Source organism: Streptomyces sp. NPDC058985 (assembly GCF_042740985.1).
In the GTDB taxonomy this organism is placed as follows: domain Bacteria; phylum Actinomycetota; class Actinomycetes; order Streptomycetales; family Streptomycetaceae; genus Streptomyces.
In genome coordinates this window covers 24085-34058 of sequence record NZ_JBHYJX010000002.1, presented here as the reverse complement: position 1 = coordinate 34058, position 9974 = coordinate 24085, and the positions used below count along the sequence as shown (strand labels likewise).

Genomic DNA, 9974 nt, shown 5'->3' with positions numbered 1-9974 from the left:
GTCCCAGACCTTCACCGGCTTACCGAACCCGGAACCACTACTGGTCAACGTCCACAGCGCGGTCCGATTGGTCCCGTCACTCTGGCGGCCGTAGTCGTAGAGCACGCCGACGTCGCCGCGGCCGTCTCCGTCGAAGTCACCGGCAACCACCTTCGACCGGCTCCAGTTCCAACTGCCGCCCGTGGCGCTGTCCCAAGCGCGCACCGGCCCGCCGAACCCGGAACCGTTGCTGGTCATCGTCCACAGGGCGGTCCGGTTGGCCCCGTCACTCCCCTGGCCGTAGTCGTACAGCACGCCCACATCGCTGCGGCCGTCCCCGTCGAGGTCGGCGGCCGGGGTCCGCACGGCGTTCGCGGTGACCCAGTCGCGGATGTCGTCGACGCGAGCGGCGACCGCGCTGCTCGCGGCCCCTGCCGCGGAGTCGACGCCGAAGCAGCCCACCTGGTTCGAACGGCTGCTGACCGCGACCAGCGCGGGACGCCCGTCGACGGTACGCAGGACCGGGCCGCCCGCGTCGCCCTGGCAGACCGAGGCTCCGTCCTTGCCGCTCAGGACCAGGTCGGCGCCCTCGACCGCGGTGACGGCGAAGGTGCCGGTGTGCTTGTCGAGCGGCGCCCACTCGGTCGCGGTACGGCCGTGTCCGGCCACGGTGAGATCCTGTCCGGCGGCGGGTCCCGTGGTGGCGAGGGCGACGGGGACCACTCCCCGCACGGGCTGCGCGAGCCGGGCCAGCACGAGATCGCGCTCACCGTGCGGGCGCAGTTCCATGACGTCGCGCTTCTCGCCGCCGACGGTCGCGACGGTCTTCAGCCGGGGCGGACCGGCCGGCACGGAGAGGTCGGCGGCAGGGTTCTCGGCGAAGCAACTGGCGGTCGTGAGCAGCCACTCGGGCGAGACCAGCGAGCCCGAACAGCCCCGCTGGTGGTCACCGACCAACAGCCGCGCGGTGAAGCCGAGACCGGCGTCCGTCGAGGGCTCGCCGACCACCGAGTGCGCCGGCGTGACGCCGATGAGCAGCAGCGGCGCCGCACCGAGCAGCGCGGCGGCGTGTCTGAGCCGGTTCGGACGGGAATCGGTCTTGCTGCGTGCGTTCATTGCAGTCCTAGGAGTCGGTCTTGGAAAACTGGCTCGAAGGTCGCGGTACGCCGACTGCTCTTCACGTGTCGGAGGGTGTCTTCGCTACGCGTTCACGAAAAACACCCGATACCCGCCCCCCTCGGCCATCCAAGACCGTGCTCCATGATCTCGTCCACGGGTCAAATCACCCAAACTGACAGTACGTCACACCCGGAGCATGACTTGCGTCACCCGATGGGCGAGCGGCCCTACTTGACCGTCAGCGGCAGCAGTTCCTTGCCGGTCGGGCGACCTGGATCTCGGTGTCCATAGCGGGGCATATGGAAAACGCTTAAAACCGTCCGCGAACTGCGCCACGCTGTCTGACATGAGGAAACGAGGGCAGCGCCGACTCGCGGCAGACCGAGCGGCCTACAGCGCGGAAGCCGAGTGGGCCGACGCCGACCTTGCCCTGTTGGAGGAGCTCAAACGGGCTGAGGCCTTACTCCCCCAGGACGCACCTCGGGCACTCTTATCCATCCGCTTGTCCGTACTGACAGACGACACGACGTCGCCGGTACGGCAGGAGCTCGATCTCCGCATCCTGGCCAGGGAGCGAGGGAGCCGAGTCGTCGGCGTCGCCTCCGACCTGAACGTGTCGGCGACGAAGGTTCCGCCGTGGAAGCGGAAGGAGCTCGGGGAGTGGCTGAACAACCGCTCCCCCGAGTTCGACGAGCTCTTGTTCTGGAAGCTCGACCGCTTCGTACGGCGCCTCTCCGATCTCTCGACGATGATCGAGTGGAGCCTGAAGCGCGGCAAGAACCTGGTCTCGAAGAACGACAGCCTCGACCTCACGACGACCGCCGGAAAGATCATGGTCACGATCATCGGCGGCATCGCCGAGATCGAGGCGGCCAACACCTCGACCCGCGTCGCGAGCCTGTGGGACTACGCGAAGTCACAGGAAGACTGGATCATCGGCAAGCCGGCGTACGGCTACGTCACGGACGAGGACGACACGGGGAAGGTCGTTCTCGTCATCGATCCCGAGGCGGCCAAGGCCCTGCACTGGGCCCGTCGCATGGCGTTGCGGGGACGCTCCGCCGGTTTCATGGTGCGCTGCCTGAAGCGGTCCGGCCTGATGACCCAAGGGCTCACCGTGGCAACGCTCCACCGCCGCCTGCGCAACCCCGCGCTCCTCGGCTACCGGGTAGAAGAGGACAAGAACGGCGGGCAGCGACGATCGAAGCCGCTCCTCGGCAAGGACGGCAGGCCGATCAAGGTCGCCCCTCCCCTCTTTACTGAGGAGGAGTTCGAGACCCTCGGCGCCGCCCTCGACAAGCGCAAGAAGAACCAGCCGCCGCGCCGTGTCGGGGGTGTGACCCAGTTTCTCGGAGTCCTCCTGTGCGCCGACTGCAAGACGAACATGACCGTGCAGATCACGAACAACACGTACGGGACCTACCAGTACCTGCGGTGCCGCAACTGCAAGAGCGGCGGACTCGGAGCGCCCAACCCCGAGCGGGTCTACGAGCGCCTGGTGGAGGACGTGCTCAAGGTCCTTGGGGACTTCCCCGTGCAGGTTCGCCAGTACGCAGAGGGTGCCGAGGCCCGCAAGGAGATCAAGCGGCTTCAAGAGACCATCGCGCTGTACATGAAGGATCTCGAACCTGGGGGCCGGTACACGAAGACACGGTTCACGAAGGAGCAGGCGGAAGCAACGTTGGACAAGCTCATCAGTGAGCTCGAAGCGATCGACCCCGAGACCCCGAAGGATCGGTGGGTCAACGTCCACGGCGGCAAGACATTCCGTGAGCACTGGCAGGAAGGCGGCATGGAGGCCATGTCCGCCGACCTGTACCGGGTAGGGATCCGCTGCGAAGTGACCCGCACGAAAGTGCCGAAGGTCCGAGCCCCGAAGGTGCACCTCCGCCTACTGATCCCGAAGGACGTACGCGAGCGACTCGTAATCCGTGAGGACGACTTCGCGCAAGCCTCCTGATCCCCCACAGCGACCGCTGCTGGATCAGTTCGCCGGCTCAGACGTGCCTCGCGCCTGGTCGCGGCTGGCGACCACCATGTATCCATCGTTCTCGGGGTCGAAGGTGGTGGACTGCACAGTGAGTCCGACGCTCCGCAACTGCGCCACGAGGTCCTCGTACCGGTAGGGCCAGATGGACAACCGCTCCGAACAGGCCCGCACTGCCCCGTCCGGCTCGATCTGGGCAACCACGATCTCGAGGAAGTGTTCCTGCTCCCAGCGCTGCTCGATCTGCCAGTAGTAGCTGACGACCGCATCGCGGTCGTAGCGGCGGATGAGTCGATCGCGGACGTCTACCCGTGAGCCGGCGGAGCGAACGAGCTCCCAGTTGCGTGAGTGGAGCACAAGGCGTCCGCCCGGATTCAGCAGCCGCGACATCGCTTCCAGTGCGGTCAGGCGCCCGGCTGCGCCCTCGGCGTGCCCGAGCGAGTTGCCGACGCAGAACACCAGATCGAACGTGGAGTCCTCCAGGTGGTCGGGCAATTCGTCCCAGCGCGCGCGGAGGGCTCGAAGCGAGACACCCTCCTCGTCGGCGGCCTTCCCGGTCCGGCGAACCATCCCGCTGCTGGCGTCCGCGGCGACCACGTCAAGGCCAAGACTCGCGAGACCGACGGCGAGCTGGCCGGTTCCACACGCGCAGTCGAGGACGCGAGCGTTGGACGGCAGAGAGCCCACGACATCGCTGTAGTAAACCTCGGCTGCCTTGGCGGGAGTTAACCGGTCGTCCCCGATCAGCCACTCGTACACGTCGGAAAGCGCCCCATAACCAGCCACCGCGACAACCTCCGTCACCCTGCGACACGCCGACCAGACCGCGCCTGAGATTCGGTCCTTGCGCTTCGCACTGTGCGGGCCGTGTCAGCGAAGCATTGAGCAGGACCCAACCACTTCCGGCCGCTGGGGCTCCACCGGATTTCCTGGGAAACCGCGACGCGCCGCACCGACGCAGGTCCCCAGTCCACCGGCGCCACATCGGCCACGATGGGGCCGCGGCTGGCAAGAGCGCGTCAGGTGGCGTCTCCCCCGCCCTGCGGGCGGGGCCACCGGACCGACTGATCCTGCCGCCAGGTCACCGCAGACCCCTCTTCGGGCTCACACCCACTCCACGTCCGACGAGACGTCCGAAGGGGGGCCAAGCGGCGGCAGCGGCGTTCTCAGCGTCTTCTTCGCCGGCTGCCGCCGATCCTTCTGCAAGCCGAGCGCGGTCAGCGCCGCCACCGCATCCGACTCTGTGATGTCAGCCACAGCGTCAGCGATGCGGTGAAGCGGCTCGCTCATCTCACAGCCCCTGTTTCCCCAGGTCAGCCGGGCGTCTTGACCGTAAGCGGCAGCAGCTTCTTGCCCGTCGGGCCCGTTTGTGGCCATGTGTCGAACTGGGGGCAGACGCCGCAGTCGAAGCACGGGGTCCAGCGGCAGTCGTCGACCTCCGTCTCGTCGAGGGCGTCCTGCCAGTCCTCCCAGAGCCACTCCTTGTCGAGGCCGGAGTCGAGGTGGTCCCAGGGCAGGACCTCCTCGTAGCCGCGCTCGCGGGTGGTGTACCAGTCGACGTCGACGTCGGTGGGGGCCAGGGCCTTGTCGGCGCAGGCCATCCAGCGGTCGTACGAGAAGTGCTCGCGCCAGCCGTCGAAGCGGCCGCCGTCGTCGTAGACCGCGCGGATGACGGCGCCGAGGCGGCGGTCGCCGCGGGAGAGGAGGCCCTCGACGATGCCGGGCTTGCCGTCGTGGTAGCGGAAGCCGATGGAGCGGCCGTACTTCTTGTCACCGCGGATCTTGTCGCGCAGCTTCTGCAGGCGGGCGTCGGTCTCCTCGGAGGAGAGCTGCGGGGCCCACTGGAAGGGGGTGTGGGGCTTGGGGACGAAGCCCCCGATGGAGACCGTGCAGCGGATGTCGTTGGCGCCGGAGACCTCGCGGCCCTTGGCGATGACCCTGGTCGCCATGTCGGCGATCTGGAGGACGTCCTCGTCGGTCTCGGTGGGCAGGCCGCACATGAAGTACAGCTTCACCTGGCGCCAGCCGTTGCCGTAGGCCGTCGCGACGGTACGGATCAGGTCCTCTTCCGAGACCATCTTGTTGATGACCTTGCGGATGCGCTCGGAGCCGCCCTCGGGGGCGAAGGTCAGGCCGGAGCGGCGGCCGTTGCGGGTCAGCTCGTTGGCCAGGTCGATGTTGAAGGCGTCGACGCGGGTCGAGGGGAGGGACAGGCCGATCTTGTCGTCCGTGTACCGGTCCGCGAGGCCCTTGGCGACGTCGGCGATCTCCGTGTGGTCGGCGGAGGAGAGGGAGAGGAGACCGACCTCCTCGAAGCCCGTTGCCTTCAGGCCCTTGTCGACCATTTCGCCGATGCCGGTGATGGAGCGCTCGCGCACCGGGCGGGTGATCATGCCGGCCTGGCAGAAGCGGCAGCCGCGGGTGCAGCCGCGGAAGATCTCCACGGACATCCGCTCGTGGACCGTCTCGGCGAGCGGGACGAGGGGCTGCTTGGGGTAGGGCCACTCGTCGAGGTCCATGACGGTGTGCTTGCTGACCCGCCACGGGACGCCGCTGCGGTTGGGTACGACGCGGGAGATGCGGCCGTCGGGCAGGTACTCGACGTCGTAGAAGGCGGGGACGTAGACGCCGCCGGTCCTGGACAGGCGCAGGAGGAGTTCCTCGCGTCCGCCGGGGCGGCCCTCGGCCTTCCAGGCGCGGACGATCGCGGTGATCTCCAGGACGGCCTGCTCGCCGTCGCCGATGACGGCGCAGTCGATGAAGTCGGCGATCGGCTCGGGGTTGAACGCCGCGTGCCCGCCGGCCAGGACGACCGGGTCGTCGATGCCGCGGTCCTTGGCCTCCAGCGGGATGCCCGCCAGGTCGAGGGCCGTGAGCATGTTGGTGTAGCCCAGCTCCGTGGAGAAGGAGAGGCCGAAGACGTCGAAGGCGCCGACCGGGCGGTGGCTGTCGACGGTGAATTGCGGGACGGAGTGCTCCCGCATCAGGTCCTCGAGGTCCGGCCAGACGCTGTAGGTGCGCTCGGCGAGGACGCCCTGCTGTTCGTTGAGCACCTCGTAGAGGATCATGACGCCCTGGTTGGGCAGTCCGACCTCGTAGGCGTCGGGGTACATCAGGGCCCAGCGGACGTCGCAGGATTCCCAGTCCTTGACCGTGGAGTTGAGCTCTCCGCCGACATACTGAATCGGCTTCTGCACATGCGGGAGCAGAGCTTCGAGCTGCGGAAACACAGACTTCACAGACTCGGCGGCTTCGGCAGGCATCTCACGGAACCTTCGTGTGCTGACAAGGGGGACCATCCAGCCTAACCCGGCGGGGATGGTCCCCCGTACCGTCCACGGCCCGGGTCGGGGCCGGGGCCGGGGCTCAGGCCGACATCGGTCTCTGCACCGTGATCGACTGGAGCAGCCCGACCGCCATCCACACGGCGAACATGGAGGAGCCGCCGTAGGAGACGAAGGGCAGGGGCAGGCCGGTGACCGGCATGATGCCGAGCGTCATGCCGATGTTCTCGAAGGTCTGGAAGGCGAACCAGGCGACGATCCCGGCGGCGACGACCGTGCCGTACAGGTCGGGGGTGGAGCGGGCGATCTTGCAGGCGCGCCAGAGGATCACGCCGAGCAGGGCGATGATCAGGCCCGCGCCGAGGAAGCCCAGTTCCTCGCCGGCGACCGTGAAGACGAAGTCGGTCTGCTGTTCCGGTACGAATCTGCCGGTGGTCTGGGAGCCCTCGAAGAGGCCGGAGCCGGTCAGTCCGCCGGAGCCGATCGCGATGCGCGCCTGGTTGGTGTTGTAGCCGACGCCGGCCGGGTCCAGGGCCGGGTTGGCGAAGGCGGCGAAGCGGGCGATCTGGTAGTCGTCCAGGATGCCGAGCTGCCACACGGCGAGCGCCCCGGCCGTGCCGGCGCCGAGCAGTCCGAAGACCCAGCGGTTGCTGGCCCCGGAGGCGAGCAGGACGCCCAGCACGATGATGACCATGACCATGACCGACCCGAGGTCGGGCATGAGCATCACGATCAGCATGGGCACGGTGGCCAGGCCCAGGGCCTGGAGCACGGTCCGGTGGTCCGGGTGCTGCCGGTCCCCCGCGTCGACGCGGGTGGCCAGCAGCATCGCCATGCCGAGGATGATCGTGAGCTTCACGAATTCCGAGGGCTGGAGGGAGAAGCCGCCGGGGAGCTTGATCCAGGAGTGGGCGCCGTTGATGGTCGAGCCGAGCGGGGTGAGCACCAGCAGGATCAGGAAGACGGAGGCGCCGTACAGGACGGGCACGGCGGTGCGCAGGGCGCGGTGGCCGAGCCAGACGATGCCGACCATGAGGGCGAGCCCGATGCCGGTGTTCAGGAGGTGGCGGGTGAGGAAGTAGTACGGGTCGCCCTGGTTGAGTTCGGTGCGGTTGCGGGTCGCGGAGTAGACCAGCAGCGAGCCCAGCAGCGACAGCCCGACGGATGCCAGCAGTATCGGCCAGTCGAGCCGCCGGGCCATGGAGTCCCGGGCGAAGAGCCGGGTCCAGCCGCCCCGGTCGGGGCCGTACCCGGAGACGTGGAAGCCGCCTGCGCCGGTCATGCGCGTGCCCTCCGGCTTCCGTGTGCGCCGCCGGTGGAGCGCCGGCCCGGGCCGCCGCGCCGTCGGCGGCGCCTGGTGTCGCGGTTCTCGGTGTTCTGGGTGGGCGGGGTGGTGCCCTGCTCCTGCTCTTCGACGGGCGCGTACTCCTCCTCGGGGGAGAGCTTCTCGTCGGGCTGGAGGTCCTTGACGACGTCCTTGGGCATCTTCGGGGCCGGGATGGTCCCGTCGGCCTTGATGGTCGGGAGCTTCGCCTGCGGCTGGGGCAGCAGCGCCTTCTTCTTGTCGATCGCGCCGTCGTCGGAGACGCCGTACAGGGCGTCGTAGATGTTGCGGACGGCGGGACCGGAGGCGCCGGAGCCCGTACCGCCCTGGGAGATCGTCATGACGATCGAGTAGTCCTTGGTGTACGTCGCGAACCAGGACGTGGTCTGCTTGCCGTGGACCTCGGCGGTACCGGTCTTGGCGTGCATCGGGATCTCGTCCTGCGGCCAGCCGCCGAACCGCCAGGCGGCGGTACCGCGGGTGGCGACGCCGGCGAGGGCGTCGTCCATCTTGGCCAGCGTGGTCTTGCTTATCGGCAGCTTGCCGTGCGACTTGGGTTCGATCGCGCTGACCTGCTTGCCGTCGGGGCTGACGACGGCCTTGCCGATGCTGGGGTCGTAGAGGGTGCCGCCGTTGGCGATGGCCGCGTAGATGGTGGCCATCTGGATGGGGGTGACGAGGGTGTCGCCCTGGCCGATGGAGTAGTTGATGGAGTCACCGGCGCGCAGCCTGTTGCCCTCGAGGCAGCCCTCGTAGGCGAGCTTCTCGACGTAGGAGCCGTCCTTCTTGCCGGTCTTGCACCAGGCGTCCTTGTTGGCCTCCCAGTAGTCCTTCTTCCACTGCCGGTCGGGGACGCGGCCGGTGACCTCGTTGGGGAGGTCGATGCCGGTCTCCTTGCCGAGGCCGAACTGGTGGGCGGCCTTGTAGAAGAAGTCGTTGGGGTCCTTGGGCTTCGCGCCGCCGTCCTTCTTCCACTCCTCGTGGGCCAGGCGGTAGAAGACGGTGTCGCAGGACAGCTCCAGGGCGCGGCCGAGGCTGATCGGGCCGTAGCTCGCCGACTCGAAGTTCTTGAAGACCTGGCCGCCGAGGGTGTAGGCGCTGGAGCAGTCGTACCTGCCGTCGAAGTCGTAGCCGGCCTCGACGGCGGCGGCCGAGGAGACCACCTTGAAGATGGAGCCCGGGGCCGCCTGGCCCTGGGTGGCGCGGTTGAGCAGCGGGTAGTTGGAGTCCTTGCCGGTGAGCTTCTTGTAGTCCTTGGCGGAGATGCCGCCGACCCAGGCGTTCGGGTCGTAGTCGGGGTTGGAGGCCATGGCGACGACTCGGCCGGTCTTGGCCTCCATCACCACGACGGCGCCGGCGTCGGCCTCGTAGAGCCGGTTGGTGTTGCGGTCCATCTCCTTGCGGGCGGCCTTCATGGCCTCGTTCAGCTCGTACTCGGCGACGCGCTGGACTCGCGAGTCGATGCTGGTGACGAGGTTGGAGCCGGGGGTGCCCGCGTCGGACTCGGCCTCGCCGATGACGCGGCCGAGGTTGTCGACCTCGTAGCGGGTGACGCCGGCCTTGCCGCGCAGCGCCTTGTCGTACTGGCGTTCCAGGCCGGAGCGGCCGACCTGGTCGGAGCGGAGGAAGGGCGAGTCGGTGTCCTGGGCCTTCTGCAGCTCCTCGTCGGTGACCGGCGAGAGGTAGCCGAGGACCTGGGCGGTGTTGGACTTGCCGGGGGCGGCGTAGCGGCGTACGGCCATGGGCTCGGCGGTGATGCCGGGGAAGTCCTCGGCGCGCTCGCGGATCTGCAGGGCCTGCTTGACGGTGGCCTCGTCGGTGACGGGGATCGGCTGGTAGGGCGAGCCGTTCCAGCAGGGCTGCGGGGTCTCGGCGTCGCAGAGCCGGACCTTGTCGATGACGTCCTGGGGCTTCATGCCGAGGACGCCGGCGAGCTTGGTGAGGACCGCCTTGCCGTCGTCCTTCATCTTCAGCAGCTCGGTGCGGGAGGCGGAGACCACGAGCCGGGTCTCGTTGTCGGCGAGTGCCACGCCGCGGGCGTCCAGGATCGAGCCGCGGGTGGCGGGCTGGACGACCTGCTGGACGTGGTTGCCGGAGGCCTCCTCGGCGTACTCGTCGCCCTGCCGGATCTGGAGGTACCAGAGCCGGCCGCCGAGGGTGGCGAGGAGGGAGAGGACGAGGATCTGGATGACGACGAGCCGGGTCTGGACGCGTGTGCTGCGGCCGGTCTCGGGGATGTTGGTCACTTCTGTCGCCCCCTCGCGATGTGCTGGTTCCCTGT

7 protein-coding genes are annotated in these 9974 nt (G+C 68.6%); 1 reads left to right on the top strand and 6 read right to left on the bottom strand.

The genetic code is table 11. The features are described 5' to 3' along the window. A partial coding sequence (locus ACFW01_RS01885; RefSeq protein WP_384502165.1) for a S1 family peptidase occupies nucleotides 1-1095 on the bottom strand: 1095 nt, incomplete at its 3' end. Nucleotides 1096-1444: 349 nt separating this feature from the next. Here ACFW01_RS01885 and ACFW01_RS01880 point away from each other — a divergent pair. Continuing rightward, nucleotides 1445-3058 (top strand): recombinase family protein, encoded by a 1614-nt coding sequence (locus tag ACFW01_RS01880; RefSeq protein ID WP_384502163.1) that lies wholly within the window; start codon nucleotides 1445-1447, stop codon nucleotides 3056-3058. Nucleotides 3059-3082: 24 nt separating this feature from the next. On the opposite strand, the gene ACFW01_RS01875 is transcribed toward ACFW01_RS01880, so the two are convergent. The 5 genes from ACFW01_RS01875 to mrdA form a co-directional block, all read right to left on the bottom strand. Beyond that, nucleotides 3083-3871, bottom strand: a complete 789-nt coding sequence (locus ACFW01_RS01875; RefSeq protein ID WP_384502236.1) for a class I SAM-dependent methyltransferase — start codon at nucleotides 3869-3871, stop codon at nucleotides 3083-3085. Nucleotides 3872-4189: 318 nt separating this feature from the next. Then, nucleotides 4190-4375 (bottom strand): hypothetical protein, encoded by a 186-nt coding sequence (locus ACFW01_RS01870; protein WP_384502161.1) that lies wholly within the window; start codon nucleotides 4373-4375, stop codon nucleotides 4190-4192. 23 nt (nucleotides 4376-4398) lie between these two features. Further along, nucleotides 4399-6348 (bottom strand): TIGR03960 family B12-binding radical SAM protein, encoded by a 1950-nt coding sequence (locus tag ACFW01_RS01865; RefSeq protein WP_384502159.1) that lies wholly within the window; start codon nucleotides 6346-6348, stop codon nucleotides 4399-4401. Nucleotides 6349-6451: 103 nt separating this feature from the next. Then, the gene (gene rodA, locus ACFW01_RS01860) at nucleotides 6452-7651 is read right to left on the bottom strand and encodes a rod shape-determining protein RodA (protein WP_234960339.1); all 1200 of its coding nucleotides are present in this window, start codon (nucleotides 7649-7651) and stop codon (nucleotides 6452-6454) included. Beyond that, nucleotides 7648-9939, bottom strand: coding sequence for a penicillin-binding protein 2 (mrdA, locus tag ACFW01_RS01855; RefSeq protein WP_234960338.1), 2292 nt, complete (start codon nucleotides 9937-9939; stop codon nucleotides 7648-7650). Before mrdA ends, rodA begins: the two co-directional genes overlap by 4 nt. Nucleotides 9940-9974 lie beyond the last annotated feature (35 nt).